The 17,641-nt window shown below is 46.1% G+C and carries 16 protein-coding genes and 1 pseudogene; 14 read left to right on the top strand and 3 right to left on the bottom strand.

What is annotated here, in order from left to right; genetic code table 11:
- Nucleotides 1–147 precede the first annotated feature (147 nt).
- A complete protein-coding gene (gene sigK, locus AC6ESP_RS21790) occupies nt 148–699 on the top strand; it encodes an RNA polymerase sporulation sigma factor SigK (RefSeq protein WP_497098844.1) in 552 nt (183 codons plus the stop codon).
- 249 nt (nt 700–948) lie between these two features.
- On the opposite strand, the gene AC6ESP_RS21785 is transcribed toward sigK, so the two are convergent.
- Entirely contained in the window at nt 949–2,109 is a 1,161-nt protein-coding gene (locus AC6ESP_RS21785; protein WP_497098870.1) for an ROK family protein, read from the bottom strand.
- Nucleotides 2,110–2,341: 232 nt separating this feature from the next.
- On the opposite strand from AC6ESP_RS21785, the gene AC6ESP_RS21780 reads away from it, so the two are divergent.
- The 9 genes from AC6ESP_RS21780 to uxaC are packed head-to-tail and all read left to right on the top strand — an operon-like array spanning nt 2,342 to nt 11,024.
- A complete protein-coding gene (locus tag AC6ESP_RS21780; RefSeq protein ID WP_497098843.1) occupies nt 2,342–3,610 on the top strand; it encodes a nickel pincer cofactor-dependent isomerase, group 22 in 1,269 nt (422 codons plus the stop codon).
- Nucleotides 3,611–3,630: 20 nt separating this feature from the next.
- Nucleotides 3,631–4,401, top strand: a complete 771-nt coding sequence (locus tag AC6ESP_RS21775) for an SDR family oxidoreductase (protein ID WP_497098842.1) — start codon at nt 3,631–3,633, stop codon at nt 4,399–4,401.
- A 15-nt stretch (nt 4,402–4,416) separates the two neighbouring features.
- Nucleotides 4,417–5,220, top strand: a complete 804-nt coding sequence (gene larE / locus AC6ESP_RS21770) for an ATP-dependent sacrificial sulfur transferase LarE (protein ID WP_497098841.1) — start codon at nt 4,417–4,419, stop codon at nt 5,218–5,220.
- A gap of 37 nt (nt 5,221–5,257) precedes the next feature.
- The gene (locus AC6ESP_RS21765) at nt 5,258–6,727 is read left to right on the top strand and encodes a gluconokinase (protein ID WP_497098840.1); all 1,470 of its coding nucleotides are present in this window, start codon (nt 5,258–5,260) and stop codon (nt 6,725–6,727) included.
- Nucleotides 6,728–6,756: 29 nt separating this feature from the next.
- The gene (gene larB, locus AC6ESP_RS21760; RefSeq protein WP_497098839.1) at nt 6,757–7,515 is read left to right on the top strand and encodes a nickel pincer cofactor biosynthesis protein LarB; all 759 of its coding nucleotides are present in this window, start codon (nt 6,757–6,759) and stop codon (nt 7,513–7,515) included.
- On the top strand, nt 7,512–8,399 hold the full coding sequence (gene larC, locus AC6ESP_RS21755; RefSeq protein ID WP_497098838.1) for a nickel pincer cofactor biosynthesis protein LarC: 888 nt from the start codon (nt 7,512–7,514) through the stop codon (nt 8,397–8,399). The genes larB and larC overlap by 4 nt, the downstream gene beginning before the upstream one ends.
- Before the next feature lie 37 nt (nt 8,400–8,436).
- Nucleotides 8,437–8,904 carry a nickel pincer cofactor biosynthesis protein LarC2 gene (gene larC2, locus AC6ESP_RS21750; RefSeq protein ID WP_497098837.1) on the top strand — a complete coding sequence of 156 codons (468 nt, stop codon included), beginning with the start codon at nt 8,437–8,439 and terminating at the stop codon, nt 8,902–8,904.
- A gap of 38 nt (nt 8,905–8,942) precedes the next feature.
- A complete protein-coding gene (locus AC6ESP_RS21745; protein WP_497098836.1) occupies nt 8,943–9,593 on the top strand; it encodes an urease accessory protein UreH in 651 nt (216 codons plus the stop codon).
- 36 nt (nt 9,594–9,629) lie between these two features.
- Nucleotides 9,630–11,024 (top strand): glucuronate isomerase, encoded by a 1,395-nt coding sequence (uxaC, locus tag AC6ESP_RS21740; protein WP_497098869.1) that lies wholly within the window; start codon nt 9,630–9,632, stop codon nt 11,022–11,024.
- A 186-nt stretch (nt 11,025–11,210) separates the two neighbouring features.
- Here the strand turns inward: uxaC and AC6ESP_RS21735 are convergent, their stop codons facing one another.
- Nucleotides 11,211–11,429: a GrpB family protein gene (locus AC6ESP_RS21735; RefSeq protein WP_497098868.1), complete on the bottom strand. Its 219-nt coding sequence runs from the start codon at nt 11,427–11,429 to the stop codon at nt 11,211–11,213.
- Nucleotides 11,422–11,553, bottom strand: a pseudogene (locus AC6ESP_RS21730) (IS1595 family transposase); the annotation flags it as partial. The pseudogene AC6ESP_RS21730 and the gene AC6ESP_RS21735, both read right to left, overlap by 8 nt.
- A gap of 250 nt (nt 11,554–11,803) precedes the next feature.
- Here AC6ESP_RS21730 and AC6ESP_RS21725 point away from each other — a divergent pair.
- From AC6ESP_RS21725 to AC6ESP_RS21710, 4 genes are read left to right on the top strand one after another with little or no spacing between them, the layout of a single operon-like run.
- Complete coding sequence (locus AC6ESP_RS21725) at nt 11,804–12,256, top strand: MarR family winged helix-turn-helix transcriptional regulator (RefSeq protein WP_497098835.1); 453 nt, start codon at nt 11,804–11,806, stop codon at nt 12,254–12,256.
- Nucleotides 12,253–13,980, top strand: coding sequence for an ABC transporter ATP-binding protein (locus AC6ESP_RS21720; RefSeq protein WP_497098834.1), 1,728 nt, complete (start codon nt 12,253–12,255; stop codon nt 13,978–13,980). Before AC6ESP_RS21725 ends, AC6ESP_RS21720 begins: the two co-directional genes overlap by 4 nt.
- On the top strand, nt 13,977–15,749 hold the full coding sequence (locus AC6ESP_RS21715; RefSeq protein WP_497098833.1) for an ABC transporter ATP-binding protein: 1,773 nt from the start codon (nt 13,977–13,979) through the stop codon (nt 15,747–15,749). The genes AC6ESP_RS21720 and AC6ESP_RS21715 overlap by 4 nt, the downstream gene beginning before the upstream one ends.
- A gap of 16 nt (nt 15,750–15,765) precedes the next feature.
- The gene (locus AC6ESP_RS21710) at nt 15,766–17,556 is read left to right on the top strand and encodes a family 43 glycosylhydrolase (RefSeq protein ID WP_497098832.1); all 1,791 of its coding nucleotides are present in this window, start codon (nt 15,766–15,768) and stop codon (nt 17,554–17,556) included.
- The last annotated feature ends 85 nt before the right edge of the window (nt 17,557–17,641 follow it).

Below are 17,641 nucleotides of genomic sequence, written 5' to 3'. Positions count from 1 at the left end.
TTTATTTCATTTTACCAGACTAAGAGGGTATCAACCAGTAGTCGAGTGGCAGTTGGTGGTCAAGCAGAGAATCGAGTTGAAGTTCGAGTCTGTGATGCAAAATCTACAGAGGGTGGCTTGGACTAGATAGCACTCTGCACATGTGGATTGGGCAAACAGATATGCAAAATTACATTGGTTCGTGTTCACAACGTCAAGAAATTCGACAATACCGGCGAGGACCTGGAAGACTTAATCTCGATCGGTACGATTGGACTTATTAAGGCAATTGAGAGCTTCCAGACGGGCAAAGGCACGAAGCTCGCGACATTCGCTGCACGCTGTATTGAGAACGAAATACTTATGCATCTTCGCTCTTTGAAGAAGACTCGGAAAGACGTATCGCTGCATGACCCGATTGGGACGGACAAGGAAGGCAATGAGATTACGCTTATCGGTATTCTCGGCACGGAGGCCGATAATATCGTCGATAAGGTGCAATTGAAAATCGAGAAGAGCAAGATTTATAAAAATCTTGATATATTGGATGACCGTGAGAAGGAAGTTGTGATTGGACGCTTTGGGTTAGAGCATGGCGGGGATGAGCGGACGCAACGGGAGATTGCGAAGGAGCTCGGGATCTCGCGGAGCTATGTGTCGCGGATTGAGAAAAGGGCGTTGATGAAGCTGTATCATGAGTTTTATAAGGCGAAAAGATGATCCTGTATATTAAGATTTATGGAAATCACATAAGTGATGATTTTAAAAAGAAAATGAGTCACATGGGTGCTATCCCATGAGGCTCATTTTCTTTATAGTACTATGATCAGTTGTGCTTATTCTTTTGGAAGTAGAGAGAATCATCCTTGAAGACCGATAGGGATGACTCATTTGGTTTGATAAGACGGAAACAGTTCTGAAGAAAAGGCTTAAAAAATGGTGCTTATTTTGTTTTTCAATCTAAACAATTTATTCTCTGTTTAAATTTAAAGTGGATACTTGAAGGAATTTCTGGATACCAAGGGCACATGCGCCAAGGACACAAGATTGTTTACCCAATGAAGATATTTTCATTTCATGGTAATTGCTGATTCTAGAATGCAGGTGCTTACCTATCGTGTCCAATGAATTCGGATAAAGGCGCAACAATTCGCTATCCAATACAATGACCTCGGGGTTGTAGATGTTGATAATGTTATTTAATCCGATGGACAAGTAGTAAAAATATGTTTTCATTGCTTCATGGACTTCAGGGTCACCTTCCTTAAGCCAATGATGTATTTGTTCATATGTAATGGAGGAGATGTGCTTAACCGTACTCAATTGTTTAAATACACTTGCTTCGGAAGCGTATTTCTCCCAGCATCCTTTATTACCACAATTACAGAGTATACCATCAGGAACCAAGATCATATGTCCTATCTCGCCGGCAAAACCATCTTGTCCGCGGAAGAACGCATGGTTAATCATCATGCCAAGACCAATGCCGGAATATAAAGTAATGCATAACAAATTTTCTGATTCATGATGGTAAAAAGTTCGCTCAGCGAATGCACTAAGATTAGCATTGTTCTCTAAATGTACTTTAACTTTCAGCGCCATCTCCAGGTCAGTTTTTAAAGAAACGTCATGCCAATCGAACGAGGGTATGTAGTGAATAACTTCCTCTGTCGATACGAGTCCATGAATTCCGATAACGATTCCAATAATGCCATATCTGCAAGATTCATATCGTTCTTGGTATGATCTAATTGATGTAAGGAGCAGGTTTAAGATGTCCGTATATGATGTCGTTTTCAATTCAATCGTCTCTGTTGAGACGATTGAGCCTTTAAGGTTGGCAACTGCGAACGATACCCGTCCAAATTCCAGATCGATGCCAAGTGCATAACCCGAATCAGCATTTATAGAGAGCATAATAGGCTTCCGTCCAACAAGGTTATATTCCATATCTTTCTCTACGACCAGTTCTTCATCAAGCAGATCGACAACCTGGGCAGATATTGTTGCCCGCGTCAAAGCGGTTGCTTTAGCTAGATCTGCGCGAGAGAGCATACCTTTTTGTAAAATATGTTTCAAAATTAAAGATCGATTCATTCTTTTAATATAGGATGCATCACCTGTAACCATCATTACTTAATCCTCCAGATCCGGACATTAAATTAAGTCTTTGATTATTATAACATGTAGCTTGCATAGCCTGCGACTAGGGAAAAGTTAGAATTGACAAGGTATTTGAGGGTTGTTACATTATTACTATAATTAATTTGTTTAGTAAACAAATTAATTATTATGGAATAAAGAGCAGTCGTCAATATGAAGGGTTTGGATAAAGCGAATAGAAAAGGAGCGATGATTAGTAATGGGGATTTTACAGGATCTGGTGAAAGATATTCCAATACCAAAGATGGCGAAGGTTAAAGTGAATTTTGATGAAACTAGAATCGATGATTTAGCAAGCGACCTTCTTCCAAAGCTACAACGTGAGGCCATAGCGGGAAAAGTAAAGCCTGGAATGGAAATAGCGATCGCGGTTGGGAGCAGGGGACTTGACAGGCTCGTGGAGATTACGGCTGTTACTGTGAAGTTTCTCCAAGACGCTGGGGCTAGACCGTTTATCGTACCTAGCATGGGAAGTCATGGTGGAGCAACTGCGGAAGGGCAACGTGAAGTACTGGCACATCTTGGTATTACAAAGGAAACGATAGGCTGTGAAATCAAGTCATCGATGGAGGTAGTTCAAATTGGGGAGCTTCCTAATGGATTGCCCGTATATGTCGATCAATTCGCTGCTGCCGCAGACGGGATGGTTGTTATTAACCGAATCAAGCCTCATACCGCTTTCAGAGGTGAGGTTGAGAGCGGCATGATGAAAATGATTAGTATTGGGCTGGGCAAGCAAAAAGGTGCAGAAGCTTGTCATCAGCTAGGATTTAAATATATGGCAGAAAACGTGCCAGCAATGGCCAAGATGATTATGGAGCATAAACCTCTGTTGTTTGGAGTAGCTTCGGTCGAAAATGCTTTTGATAAAGTGGCACTCATTGAAACGATGACACCGGAAGAAATTTTAGAAAATGAGCCTGCGCTGCTAGTTAAGGCAAAAGCGCTGCTGCCAAAGTTGTACTTTGACCAACTTGATGTCCTCATTATTGATCAAATCGGGAAAAACATTAGCGGCGACGGTATGGATCCTAACATTACAGGACGGTATCCAACGCCTTATGCTCATGGCGGGCCTGATGTGAACAAAATGGCGGTATTAGATCTGACCCATCAGAGCGAAGGAAATGCTAACGGCGTTGGAACTGCAGATTTTACGACACAACGGCTGATAGACAAAATGGATCGCGAGAAAACGTATGCGAATGGCTTAACTTCCACTGTTGTAGCACCGACGAAGATAGCCACGACACTGCCCAATGACAGGGAGACCATTCAGGCGTCCATAAAGACTTGCAATATTTTGCATTTTGAACAAGTCAGAATGGTTCGGATCAAAAATACGCTGGAGCTTGGTGTGATCGATGTATCCGAAGCGTTGTTGGACGAAGTGCGGCGTCATCCCAAAATGGAAGTAATTCAGGATCTATACGAACTGACTTTCGATGAGGACGGTAACTTATTCTAATAGTAGAGAGGAGAAAGGAAATGGTTAATTTGTTTGATTTGACAGGGAAGACCGCGGTTGTGGTAGGAGGTAACGGCGTGCTTGGTTCTTCGATGGCAGCAGGTTTGGCCGCACATGGAGCCCATGTCGCAATCGTTGGAAGGAATTACGACAAAGCTAAATCGGTGGCTGAAAACATAATTGGTGCTGGTGGAAGTGCACAAGCTTTTCAAGCCGATGTTGGCTCGAAGGAATCGCTTCGCCAATTGTCTTCGGAGATCGAAGCATGGACGGGAGGCTGCGACATATTGTTAAACGCCCCGGGTAAGAACAGTCCTACTCCATTTTTCGATCTTGAAATGGATGAGTGGGACGACATTATGGACGTGAATTTGAAGGGGGTCGTCCTCATTTGTCAAATTTTCGCCAAACGTATGATTGAGCAAGGACGGAGAGGGAGTATTATTAATATTTCATCCGTTTCGTCGACAACACCATTATCCAAAGTTTTCACTTACTCGGTGTCTAAAGCGGGATTAAACAGCGTTACGCAATTTCTCGCGCGTGAGTTCGCAGAACAAGGTATACGTGTGAACGCGATTATTCCTGGATTTTTTCCAGCAGAACAGAATCGGAAAATACTGAGCGAGGATCGTGTCGCCTCCATTATGAGGCATACTCCAATGAATCGGTTCGGAATGCCGGAGGAGTTACAAGGAGCGGCTGTATGGCTTGCGTCGGACAAAGCATCAGGCTTTGTTACTGGAACGCTCGTTCGTGTGGACGGCGGCTTCGGCAGCATGACGATATAGAGAGGGGACTGGAGATTGACTACTGATAAGTATGTTGCCCTACAAGAAATCCTTCGTGAGTTGGGGTCAGTCGTCGTTGCTTTCTCGGGAGGAGTGGACAGTACGTTCTTGCTGAAGGCTGCTGTGGAAACGTTAGGCGCACAGCATGTTCTGGCTGTAACAGCTGATTCTGAGACGTATCCAACAAGCGAGTTAAAGGAAGCAGAGTTGCTAGCTGAGCTTATCGGCGTACGTCATGAGGTTATATCGACCTCAGAGCTTGCTATTCCAGGGTATGCGGAGAATAACAAAAATCGCTGCTATTTCTGTAAAAGCAGCCTGTTTGACCATTTACTTCCTTTGCTTGAGGAGAGGGGGTTTGCCAATATTGTGTATGGAGTCATCGCAGATGATAAGAATGAGCATCGCCCAGGCATGCAGGCTGCTAAGGAAAGAGGCATACGGGGGCCGCTAATGGAAGCTGACTTATACAAGGAGGAAATTCGTTCCTTATCCAAAGGATTTGGTTTGCCTACTTGGGATAAGCCTTCATTCGCCTGTCTGTCGTCTAGGATTGCATATGGCGAGACAATTACAAACGAGAAGTTGCAAAAGGTTCAACGAGCAGAGGCCTATTTGAAATCGCTTCATATTCGTCAAGTACGTGTGAGGACGCATCAGGATATCGCTCGAATCGAGGTAGACCCCGGTGACATGGCTTCGATTCTGTCCAACCACGAGGAAATTGTTGAGCGTTTACAGGCATATGGCTACAAATACGTTACATTGGATCTTCTCGGCTATCGAAGCGGCAGCATGAACAAATCACTTGGCCTGTAAGTGGAATCTATCTTGATTGAAAAAGGAAGGTAGTCACATGTCAACCTATGTAATGGGACTTGATATCGGGACGACAAGCGTGAAAGCATGTCTTTTCGATAGAATTGGGAATCTCGTCGCTGAAGCAGAGAGAATGATTGATTCGGAATATCCTCAACAGGGATGGGTGCAGCAGGATGCCACTGAGATTGAGCGGCAGGCGGTTCAAGTCGTTAGGGAAGTTATCAGCAAGGCTGCGATTGATAGCGATCAGCTACAAGCGATCGGCTTTTCAGCTGCCATGCACTCTCTTGTGCCAGTAAGCAAGCAAGGCCAACCTTTATCCTCAGCATTCATTTGGGCGGATGGCCGAGGGACAGTGCAAGTGGAACAGATGACGGAGGAGATACGAAACCGGTTGTATTCTAAAACAGGAACCCCCATCCACCCTATGACGCCTTTTATAAAGCTGATGTGGATGAAAGAGGTACAGGATGAGGCGTACCGTCAGGCCTCTTACTTCATGTCGATCAAGGAATATGTCATCTATCGCTGGTTTGGCAAACGGATAATTGATTATTCGATGGCATCGGCTACCGGATTGTTCAATCCATCCTCGCTGACATGGGATGAGGAATTGCTGGCGCTCGCTGGAATTGCTGAGGAACAACTGTCTGAGATCGTACCTCCAACGACGGTATTGGGAGAACTTAAAGTCGATATCGCAGATCGGATGGGACTTTCTCAATCCATAACTTTCGTGATCGGGGCGGCCGATGGTCAGTTATCTAATCTTGGAACAGGAGCTCTTCTGCCAGGAGAAGTGGCTGTCTCGGTTGGCACGAGCGGAGCAATTAGGCAATTCACCCATGAAGTGAAGGTCAGTCAAAGCGGGGAAACGTTTTGTTATTCTTTTATGAGCGATTCCTATATTATTGGCGGGCCGACGAATAATGGGGGCATTACACTACAGTGGTTGAAGCAATTACTTAACGACTCTGGCAGTTACGAAAGCTTCCTTGCCGAAGCAGAGCAATCACCTCCGGGGGCAGAGGGGCTGCTATTCCTGCCCTATATTAACGGCGAACGGGCTCCACTTTGGAATCAAAGAGCGAGAGGTAATTTCTTCGGTTTGACGATGACACATACGAAAGCGCATTACGTAAGAGCAGTTCTGGAAGGCATTACGTTCAACTTGTATCAAATTGGTCGGGTGCTTGAGAAGCTGGCGGGACCACCTAAGCATATGTACGTGAGCGGGGGGCTAGCCCGTTCGCCAATCTGGCTACAGATGATGGCAGACGTATTTAGTACGGAGATTTATGTATCTGAGAACCATCATAGCGCAGCGTGGGGGGCAGCTTGGACGGCTTTGGTCGCGATTGGGGCCGAGCAGCGATTCGAGGATATTAAAAACAATATTCCGTTAGGTGAAGCTGTGCTTCCTAATGGAGAGAACAGCAGGAAGTATAAAGAGATTTACGGGCGATATGAGGAATTGGCAAACCTAATTGCACCGTTATTTTAAGCAACTCTTAACGTGGAGAGGTGAAATGCGTGCTGGAAAACATTTTAAAGCAGGTGCATAGCGGAAGCATGAGCGTCGAAGAAGCGTCGAAGCTATTGGCTTCTTTCGAAAACCTCGGTTTTGCGAAGGTTGATCATCACAGAAAGAAGCGGCAGGGTTTTCCCGAGATCGTGTACGGTGAGAACAAATCTGTGGAACAGATTATCGGCATTGCAACGTCACTGCAAGCGCAAAACAACGAGGTGCTTATTACCCGAATTACACCGGAGAAAGCGAATTTAATTCAAAGCTGTTGCTCTGATTTCGTGTATGACAACACTTCCCGGCTTCTCTACTGGAAGAAATCCAATCAATCGAGTAGTGATCGCGAAGGATACATTGCCGTTATAGCAGCAGGTACATCCGATATAAGCGTCGCTGAGGAGGCTGCTGTCACCGCAGAAGTATTAGGGAGTAAAGTTCACCGCATTTATGACGTAGGTGTTGCGGGCATTCATCGTCTTCTATATCACGCAGAGGAGATTCAGCAAGCAACAGTTTCCGTTGTTATTGCTGGTATGGAAGGGGCGCTGGCGAGCGTCGTTGGTGGCCTGGTGTCGCATCCAGTAATAGCAGTCCCGACTAGTGTCGGTTACGGTGCAAACTTCAACGGACTGTCAGCGCTGTTGACGATGCTCAATTCTTGCGCGTCGGGTATTAGCGTGGTCAATATTGATAATGGTTTCGGAGGGGGTTATAATGCCGCTCTTATCCATCAACTCATTCACAAAGGGGAAGTCTCTGTATGAAAACCTTATACATCGACTGCTTTTCAGGTATTAGCGGAGATATGTTCATTGGAGCGCTGCTCGACGCGGGCGGCGATATGCAACTGCTTCAACAGGAGCTGAAAAAGCTTCATATCGGCGATGAGTACGAGCTAAAGCGAGAGACTATTATTAAGAACGGTATTACAGCTGTTAAATTTGATGTAGTTTTACTGCATCAGCCGAACAAGGATGCAAGTAAACAACATATTCATAGGCATTCACACAGTCACGGTCACGGTCACGAACACGGTCACGAACACGGTCACGATCACGATCATGGTCACGATCATGGTCACGATCACGATCACGATCAAAGTCACGAACACGGTCACGACCATGATCACCATCACCATGATCACCGAGCGTATAAGGATATCGTTCACTTAATCGCGGATTCCGATTTGGAAAATAAGGTCAAGGAAACGGCACTGACGATTTTCCGGAAAATTGGAGAAGCAGAAGGCAAAATTCATGGAATTCCTTTAGAACGCGTTCACTTCCACGAGGTCGGGTCTGTCGACTCCATTGTGGATATAGTTGGGGCGGCCATTTTGATTCATCAGTTAGAAATCTCGAAGGTTGCTTGCTCAGCTGTTCCGACCGGTATGGGCAAAATTCGTATCGATCACGGTATCTATCCGGTTCCTGCGCCGGCCACACTTGAAATGCTTAAGGGGATCCCCATTGAGCAGTCGCATATTAGATCCGAGCTTACAACACCGACGGGGGCGGCAATCGTTTCGGTTCTCGCGGATAGTTTTGGTACAATGCCTTCACTCCGTGTAGAGTCCATCGGTTATGGAGCTGGAACAAAAACATTCCGTGAACAGCCTAACGTACTGCGCGTCATGATCGGTGAATAATTAAATTACGATCTGAAGATAAAGAGGAGTTCGCCTCATGGGGAATCAATCACCGCCGCCATACGAGCATATTGATAACAACATGGTAAAAATGGAAGTTAACTTGGATGATATGCCGGGCGAATGGCTTGGCTACGTTATGGATCTGCTCTTTGAACAAGGGGCTAACGATGTTTACTATACGCCTATATACATGAAAAAGAATAGACCAGGCACACTTCTACAGTTGCTATGCTCCGATGATAAAATCGACGAAATGAAAAAAACACTATTCAGGGAGACAACAACACTCGGCATTCGTTATTACCCATTATCGGTCCATCGCTTAGAGCGTGTATTCGTCAGCGTGCAGACGGAATGGGGACCGATTACAGTGAAGAAAGGTATTTACGGCGGCGTAGTCGTACAATGGGCCCCGGAATATGAGGAATGCAAGCGAGTCGCAAAGTTGTATGATATTCCACTTAAGACTGTGTACGACGCTATTCGCAGAGCAGAAGTTTAAGTGTATAGAGGAGCATAAACCTCTAGGAGGCGAAGAATTTGATTGTTAGTTTGCTATCTGCTTTAACTGTGGGATTTATTCTTGGCATTAAGCATGCCATTGAACCTGATCACATCATTGCTGTGTCCACGATGGTTGGGAACAGTAAGAAATTGTGGCGCTCCACATTAACGGGTGTTTTTTGGGGAATCGGACATACAGTGACGCTATTCGTGGTCGGTATGATTCTTGTCCTGCTTAGAGGAGATTTGCCAGAGAAATGGGCGATGTCACTTGAATTTTTAGTAGGGATTATGTTGGTCTATCTAGGAGCAAAGAATCTGATTTTGAAGAATGCCTTGAACTCAAAAACGACCACTAATGAAGCGAAAGCTTCATTATGGAAAGTGACTTTTATCGGCTTCGTGCATGGACTAGCTGGAAGCGCGGCGATGGTGATCTTGACCTTATCGACGGTATCTTCAATTTGGAAATGTGCGTTGTATATTCTCTTATTCGGATTAGGAACAATTATAGGAATGCTCCTATTTACAACAATTTTGGGCATTCCGTTCGTATATAGCTATCAAAATAGATGGTTGAATATCTCCCTGACACGTTTAGCGGGGACGTTGAGTTTCTTATTCGGCCTTTTCTACATGTACAATCTAGGGGTAACGGAAGGTTTGTTCGAAATCTGGTTAGGTTAACAACAAAAGGAGCGGAAGACTGTGGAGAAGGCTTTTATGGATGATCATTTTTTATTGGAGACCCCGATAGCAGTTACTTTGTATCATAATTACGCAAAACATATGCCTATCATCGATTATCACTGCCATTTGAATCCAAAGGAGATTTATGAAAATAAGAAATATCGCAATATTACGGAAGTGTGGTTGTCGGGGGATCATTACAAATGGAGAGTAATGAGATCAAATGGAATTGATGAAAAACGGATAACTGGAGATGCGAGTGACTATGATAAATTTTTTGCATATGCGAAAACAGTTCCATACATGATTGGTAATCCAATGTACCACTGGACACATTTAGAACTGAAGAGATTTTTCGATATCAACGAACTGCTCGATGGTAACACTGCACCTTTGATCTGGGATAGGGTTAATACGATGCTTACTGAAGGGGATTTTGGCGCAAGGGATATTATTAGGAAGTCCAATGTACATGTAATCTGTACGACGGATGATCCGACGGATTCGCTAGAATACCATTTAAAAATAAAGGATGATCCTACAATTGATGTAAAGGTATTGCCAACCTTCCGTCCAGATAAATGTCTAGATATTAATGGAATTCATTTTCTGGATTGGATCAGCAGTTTGCAGCGAATTTCCGGTATTGCTATTTCGGACTATGACAGTCTGCTTAGGGCAATCGAAAACAGAGTGGATTTTTTTCATTCAGTCGGTTGCCGAGTCTCTGATCATGGATTAAATGATGTTCACTTTATAGGTGGTACTAAGGATGAAGTGGCTGCGATTTTTGCAAAATCTCTTGCGGGTGCCGAGGTAAGCCCAGAAGAGGAGAAACGATATAAAACAGCTATTCTCGTCTATTTAGGTAATTTGTACGCAAAACGTGGCTGGGCGATGCAATACCATATGAATGTACTTCGGAATAATAATACACAGGCATTTGAGATTCTTGGTCCTGATGCTGGTTATGATTCGGTTAACGATGGCAGCATAGCTAAACCATTGTCCTATTTATTGAATGCGATCCAACGCGAGGGGGGGCTTCCAAAGACAATTCTTTATTCACTAAATCCATCACATAATCATGTGATTGGGTCGATGATTGGTAATTTTCAGGGGGATGGTATTCCTGGCAAAATACAATTTGGATCGGGCTGGTGGTTTAATGATACGAAGGAGGGTATGATCGCACAGATGAAATCACTTGCTGAACTTGGGCTCTTAAGCCGTTTCATTGGCATGCTGACGGATTCACGTAGCTTTCTGTCTTTTACGCGCCATGAATATTTCCGGCGCATTCTTTGTAACCTGCTCGGAGAATGGGTCAGCAAAGGCGAGTATCCTAATAATGTAGATTTCCTTGGCACGATTGTACAAAATGTTTGTTATCACAACGCTCAAGAATACTTCGGTTTCGAATCGTAAATAATGGATACATTGTATTTTAAGTAGGGGCAATGATAATGTCATAGAAACCTTAATGCGGGGCTGTTCCAAAAGTCTATATGATTTTAGGGAAGTCCCTTTTTATTCTGTAAAGGCTGTTTTCTTAAATATTGTTGCTATATATGTCGAGACAGAACCGCCGAAGTATAAGCGGTTCTGTTAGTCCTATTCATAGCTTTTCTTTGCTTGTTCGAGTAAATTGTATACGAAATCGACTTTTTCATCCGAATAAGAAAGTAATGTAGTATATCCTTTCATTATGGATTTGAGCTTATTTTCAGAGTAATGTTTGGCTACATCTGGATTATCTCTTAAATAATTTCTTATGAGAAGATTATTTGCCCATTGCTCTTCGTTCCAAATAACGACAGCAAGATTAGCCAGATTTAAATAACCGTATTGTGGTGAAATTTGGTTTTTGACACGATACCAAAAGTATTGCGTTGGAAACTAATTTTTCATCTTGTTTCTTGTTCAGTTCAAGGAACCGATGCCAAAATAGGTAATTATAAACAAGGGCTAGGAAAATATCTAATAAATAAGGCAATAGAAATAGCGCAAGAACGAAAAAAAAGAAGATCTGGATAGGTCTGGGAATAGGTGTTTTTTTGTTTTCCAAGCGTTCCAAAAAGTCGTAATAGTGATAGCGAAAAAGTCTTCAAAGTGTTAGTTCGGGAATGCGCGATTTTTTACAATCAAATCAGATCGAATAAATAAGTAACTTACCTATTCGATTATTATCGTGAAAGGAGAGTTACATGGATCACGAATCGTTGGAGCTGATGAAGGTTTTCGGGCATCTGTACCGCAAAAATATTGAAACTCGCATAGACACTTTTAACCAAAAAGTAAACGAAGCCCGGATGTTGTTGATCCTCATGGAAAGAGAGCAAGACCGTATGAGCGTAATGGAGATTAGCGAGTATTTGGGAGTGACTTCCCCGTTTGTATCCCAACTGTTGAACGACATGGTCGAACGGAATTTGATCGTTCGCGCCAAAGATCCGATAGACCGTCGGGTCGTTCGGGTTTCATTGACCGAGAAGGGAAAACAGCAAGCCTCAGATGTTCTCCGATATTCTCGCAAGCTTTACGAAGGGTTGGCAGAGCATCTGGGAGCCGAGGAAAGCCGCATGTTGTCCAATCTGCTACAGAAATCAATCGAATATCTCGATACCCGAATATACGATTCGGAGAAGGGGCGGTCATGACCTTATTATTGCGATATTTGAAGCCGTACAAGAAATCAATTGCGGCGCTTCTCATCCTGATGTTTGCGGGGATCATGCTCGAACTGTATTTGCCTACGCTGATGGCCAACATGGTGGACTTCGGCATCGCGAAAGAGGATATGGATTACGTCTTTCAGACCGGCGGGTGGATGATCTTCTGTTCCATCTTCGCGGTGGCGCTCACCGTCGGCGTGAACTACCTCTCTTCCGGAGTCGCGCACGGTTTTGGCAAAGATTTGCGGCGCTCTTTGTTCATCCAAATACAGAAGTTCTCCTTGCAACAATTCGAAATTTTCGGACCGGCTTCACTGATGACGCGAACGACGAACGACATCCGGCAAGTGCAGGATTTTGTCAACGCGCTGTTCGGGATGATGACACGTGCGCCCATCATGCTTCTGGGGGGCATCATTCTAGCGTTCTATCGGGATTCGATGCTTTCCTTGGTTTTTATCGCCGTTTTGCCGGTATTGGCGGGAATCATTTTCATAATCATGCGAAAAGCCGTTCCCTTATTCGGTTTGTTGCAGTCGAAGACGGATCGCTTGAATCTAATCATTCGCGAAACGTTAAGCGGCATGCTCGTCATTCGCGCGTTTAACCGAACGGAATACGAGAGCGGGCGATTTAACGAGGCGAACGAAGATTATCGCGACACAGGCATCAAGGTGAACAAAATAATGGCTTATCTGTTCCCCACGATGACCATGGTGATGAGTTTAACGAATGTTTCGATTGTCTGGTTCGGCGGATTTCGAATCGACCAAGGGCACATGCAAATCGGCAACCTGATGGCATTCCTGCAATACGCGATGATGATTATGGTCGCTTTGATCATGTTATCGATGATGTTCGTCATGATTCCGCGAGCACAAGCCTCCGCCAATAGGATTGCCGACGTGTTGCGGCTCGAACCGACGATCGCGGACGCCGGGAGCAACGAGCTTGCAACCGAGATCAAGGGCCATATTGAATTCGCGGAGGTCACCTTTCGTTATCCTGGAGCCGCGAATCCTGCTCTTCGATCGGTTTCTTTTCAAGCCGGACCGGGCGAAACGACGGCGATTATCGGGAGCACGGGTTCGGGCAAGACGACGCTGCTGCAACTCATTCCTCGCTTATATGACGTAGAGAGCGGTGCGATACTCGTCGATGGTGTGGACATTCGGGATATACCTCAGCGATCGCTCAGGTCGCGCATCGGGTACGTCACCCAGAAAGCGTTCTTATTCCGGGGGACGATTGCAGATAACGTGGCATTCGGCCGAGATCGGCTATCGCCGGAACAGCTGGAAGAAGCGCTCCGAACTGCGCAAGCCTTGGATTTCGTCCATTCAAAGGAGAAGGGTTCGGAAGAAGAATCCGCGCAAGGAGGAGCTAATTTCTCAGGCGGCCAGAAGCAGCGGTTGTCGATCGCGAGAGCACTCGCGAGAAAACCCGCCATCTATTTGTTCGATGATAGCTTTTCGGCGCTGGATTACAAGACGGACGCCGAGTTAAGGAAAGCGTTGAAGCAGGTCACGGCGGATGCCACGATCTTAATCGTCGCCCAGCGCGTCAGCACGGTGAAGGACGCCGATCGGATTATCGTGCTTCACGAGGGAGAAATCGCCGGCATCGGAACCCACGAACAATTGCTGTCATCAAACGGTATTTATCGGGAAATCGTTGCTTCTCAGCTTAAGGAGGAGGAGAGCGCATGACAGGAAGCAATGAGAACGCATTCCGGCGGTTGATGGGATACCTCAAGCCCCATCGTGGTAAATTGACGTTCGTCGCGTTCGCGGCTATTGCGGGCACGCTATTCAGCGTCGTTAACCCGAAGTTGCTCGGGGACGCGACGAATTTCTTGTTCGACAGTTACAGGGAAGGCACGGGTGTCGATTTCGCTTGGCTCGGGAAATGGCTAATCGGGATGATCGGACTATATGCCGCTTCTTCGTTCTTTTCCTTTTTGCAGCAGTACGTCCTGGCAAGCGTTGCCCAACGGGTAACCGCGACTTTGCGACAACAGGTAACAGAGAAAATGTCGCGCTTGCCTCTTCGGTATTTCGACCGGCATTCCCAGGGCGACTTGCTCAGTAGGGCGGTAAACGACGTCGATAACATCAATACTTCTCTTCAACAGGCGATCTCGCAAATCATGAGCTCGGTCTTGACCGTCGTTGGAATCGTCGCGATGATGCTCTATATCAGTCCGTGGCTCACGATCGTGATCGGTATCACCTTGCCGCTCAGCGCATTCGCGATGAGATGGATAGCAGGAAAATCCAAGAAGTTTTTCGTTCGTCAGCAAGCGGAATTAGGCAACGTGAACGGACATGTCGAGGAGATGTTCGGCGGCCATCGGGTCGTGAAAACGTACGGGTACGAAGAAGAAGCAATCCGATCCTTCGATCAGATGAATCAGAAGCTCTATGAAGCCGGAAGGAAGGCGCAGTTCGTTTCCGGACTCATGATGCCATTGATGACTTTCGTCGGCAACATCGGTTACGTAGTGGTCGCCATCGTCGGCGGCGTTCTCGTGTTAAACGGGAATATGCGGATCGGCTATGTTCAAGCCTTCATCCAATATACGCAGCAGATCAATTATCCGTTGATGCAGGTGGCGGGCATCATGAATTTGATTCAGGCGGCGATCGCTTCCGCGGAGAGGGTATTCCGAGTTCTGGATGAAGATGAAGAAGAGGAAGACCGACGCGAGCCGTCGATCGGCCCTGCCGACAAAATCGAGGGGAGCGTTAGCTTCCGGAACGTCAGCTTCGGTTACGAGAAAGCCAAGCCGATCCTTCGCGGATTCGATCTTGACGTGAAGGAAGGCCAGACCATCGCCATCGTCGGACCGACGGGTGCGGGCAAAACCACGCTGATTAACGTGTTAATGCGATTTTACGAGGTCGACGAAGGGAGCATCCTGCTAGGCGGCGTCGATTACAAGGACATGAGCCGGGAGCAAGTCCGAAGCCGATACGGCATGGTCACTCAGGATACGTGGCTGTTTAACGGAACGATCCGGGACAATATCGCCTACGGACGCACAGGAGCGACGGAAGAGGACATCGTCCGTGCCGCCAGAAGTGCTTACGCGGACGATTTTATCCGCAAGCTGTCGGAAGGCTACGATACGTTGCTGGGAGAAGACGCCTCGAATATTTCGCAAGGACAAAAACAATTACTAACGATCGCCCGGGCGATCCTCGCCGACCCGACCGTCCTGATCCTCGACGAAGCGACGAGCAGCGTCGACACTCGGACAGAGATGAATATTCAAAATGCGATGAAGGAATTAATGGCCGGCAGAACGAGTTTCGTCATTGCTCACCGGCTGTCCACGATCCGGGATGCCGATCTGATCCTCGTCATGAATAACGGAGAGATTGTGGAACGGGGCAACCACCTTGAATTGTTGGAACAAAGAGGTTTTTACGCGGATTTGTATGATAGCCAATTTAACGAAAAAGTAGCGATCTGAAGAGGAGCGAACGAGAATGACGTATATGTGCAACCCGATCAATATGGAATACAAATATCAATTCACCGATTCAAGAGGGCTTAACGTCACTTATAGGGAAGCCGCGGATCCTTCAATGATTTTGTTCAAAGGCCAATATTATCTGTTTCCTTCGATGACGGCAGGGTTTCTTGTCAGCGACAATTTGACCGATTGGACCTTCCACCCGCTGAAGGATGTGCCGGTTTACGACTATGCCCCGGATGTTCGGGTCATCGGAGAATATGTTTATTTTTCCGCATCGAGTAAATCCAAGAACTGTTCCTTCTACAGAACGAAAGATCCGATTAACGGCGCGTTTGAAGAAATCGAAGGGACGTTTCCCTTCTGGGACCCGAATCTGTTCTTGGATGACGACGGCAGGGTTTATTTCTACTGGGGATGCTCCAATGTCACGCCGCTTTACGGCGTTGAACTCAATCCAGAGGATATGAAGCCCAATGGGGAACCGATCGCCCTCGTGCAGGGCAATACTGCGGTTATCGGCTATGAAAGAAATGGCGAAAATCACGTACCCAGACCGCCGGAACAGGTCGAGGAGATCGTTAAAAACTACGCGAAAATGAATCCCGGCGTGACGGAGGAGTTCTTGCAAACCATCAGGAAGTCTCTCGGGAATGAAGATCCATATATCGAGGGGGCGTGGATGGATAAGCATAATGGCAAATATTATCTCCAGTATTCCGCACCCGGGACGCAATATAACGTTTATGCGGACGGGGTCTACATTTCGGACAATCCGCTCGGGCCGTTTACTCAAGCGAAAAATAATCCGTACTCGTATAAGCCCGGAGGTTTTCTTCCAGGAGCAGGACATGGATCGACCATGGAAGATGAGCACGGAAACGTATGGCATGCTTCGACGATGAGAGTCAGCGTCAACCATATTTTTGAAAGACGGATTGGGTTATGGCCGGCGGGTTTCGATCAAGACGGGGAATTATTTTGCAATCAACGCTATGGCGACTGGCCGATTCGGATCGACCAAGCTGCCATGAATCCGTGGAACAATCCGGAGTGGATGCTTCTCTCCTATGACAAGCCGGCCAAGACGTCTTCATGTGAAGATGGAAAAGATGCTTCGAAGGCTACGGACGAGAATGTTCAAACGTGGTGGAAAGCGAAGTCTAATGGTTCCGGTGAATGGCTTGAAGTCGATCTGAAGCATGTATGCAACGTACACGCTGTACAAATTAATTTTGCGGATGATCAGATGGACCTTCCGCTTCCTGAGGGAGCATCTCTAAAGCAAGTCGGAGAAATAAGAAGATACATTGACGAGCGGAAGCATGTTACAAGGTGGCTTCTAGAGGGCTCGACGGGCGGCAACACCTATTTCGTGATCGAAGATAAATCGGAAGCTGCAACCGATTTGGCGCATGATCTGATCGTCAAGGAAGAGGGATTCAAGGCCAGGTTTATTAGATTGACGGTTAAGGAACTTCCTTATAACCAGTCAGCATGCATTTCCGGTCTTAGAGTGTTTGGGATCGGACAAGGAGAGCAGCCGAAACAAGCAATCGCTGTCGAAACAGAACTCTTAAGCGAACTGGATCTATCCGTAACGTGGAATCAACTTGACGATGCCGTCGGATACAACGTGCTTTGGGGGTATGCGCCGGATAAGCTGTATCACAGTCATATGGTATTCGGTGTCAACCAGCTTACCATTAAAGCGTTGATCAAAGGCGAACCGGTTTATGTAAGAGTGGATAGCTTCAATGAAGTAGGGATAACCGAAGGCGAAGTATACAAGGCGGTTGAGTAATTCAGCAGCGAGAACAGGGCGTTACGCGCCTTGTTCTCGTATGAGCGTAAAAGAAATAACTTCCTTTCAGACTTTCAAAGGAAGT

The organism is Paenibacillus xinjiangensis (genome assembly GCF_059686975.1).
Note: the sequence above shows the minus strand (reverse complement) of the source record. Positions and strands in the feature narration are given on the sequence as shown.